Consider the following 1076-nt stretch of genomic DNA (forward strand, 5'->3'; position numbering starts at 1 on the left):
GAAGGAGGTTTCTTCCGGGAGACGAAGTGGCCATCCTGTTCCTCAGCTGGTGTAGTTCAGCTTGGTCTTCTTGACGTAGGCGTACTCGACGTAGCCGATGGCGCCCTTGACCTTCTGCACGTGGCGGCAACGCCTTCGTTACCCTTGCCACCCACGCCGGTGGGCCACTTGACGGCGGTACCGGCACCGATCTTGGCCTTGAAGTCAGCGTTGGCCTTGGACAGGTAGGAGGTGAACACGTAGGAAGTGCCAGAAGCGTCCGAACGGTAGACCACGGTGATATCGTCAGCCGGCAGCTTCACGCCCGGGTTCAGGGCGGTGATTTCCGGTGCGTTCCACTTGGTGATCTTGCCAGCGTAGATGTCGCCCAGCACTTGGCCCGACAGCTTGATCTGACCCGGGGTCACGCCATCCAGGTTGACCACGGGGACCACGCCACCGACCACGGCGGGGAACTGGGTCAGGCCGGCTTCGGCCAATTCGCTTTGCGGCAGCGGGGCGTCGGAGGCGCCGAAATCGACGGTCTTGGCCTTGATCTGCTTGATACCACCACCCGAACCGATGGATTGGTAGTTCAGGCTGTTACCGGTGGCGGCCTTGTACTGTTCAGCCCACTTGGCGTAGACCGGGTACGGGAAGGAGGCGCCAGCGCCGGTGATTTCTGCTGCATGAGCGGCAGCGCTGAAAGCGAAAGCGCCAGCCACTGCGATTGCAACAGACTTAATCAGATGGTTAAACCCCATTTCTGCTACTCCTATGATTTTGAAGAGAGGATCGTCACCGAACATCACATTAAGAAGGATGACTTTCGAGACAGGGCGAACTTTAACCAGCTAATGTGACGAGTTTATGACCCGGCCTTGTCATCCAGACCAGCCTCAACAACGCCGGCAACGAGCCGCAGCGTCTCGCCAAAGGCCACCCGAAAACCCGCGCTGCCAGGCGCTGCGCGGCTTTCCTGACAATTTGATGTCAGCGTTTCGAGGAGGATGCAAGGATAGGGTTGCCGTAAAAGAAATATGATTTTGTTATCACATAGACTTCTCTTATACTGCTTTCATGTGACAAAGCCACAC

General features: G+C 57.5%; 1 pseudogene. It reads right to left on the reverse strand.

What is annotated here, in order from left to right:
- Nucleotides 1-743: pseudogene (gene pstS, locus I5W_RS11815) on the reverse strand (phosphate ABC transporter substrate-binding protein PstS); the annotation flags it as partial.
- Nucleotides 744-1076 lie beyond the last annotated feature (333 nt).

The sequence above is a fragment of the Herbaspirillum sp. B65 genome, from assembly GCF_000333555.1.
GTDB classification, from domain to species: Bacteria; Pseudomonadota; Gammaproteobacteria; order Burkholderiales; family Burkholderiaceae_D; genus Herbaspirillum; species Herbaspirillum rubrisubalbicans.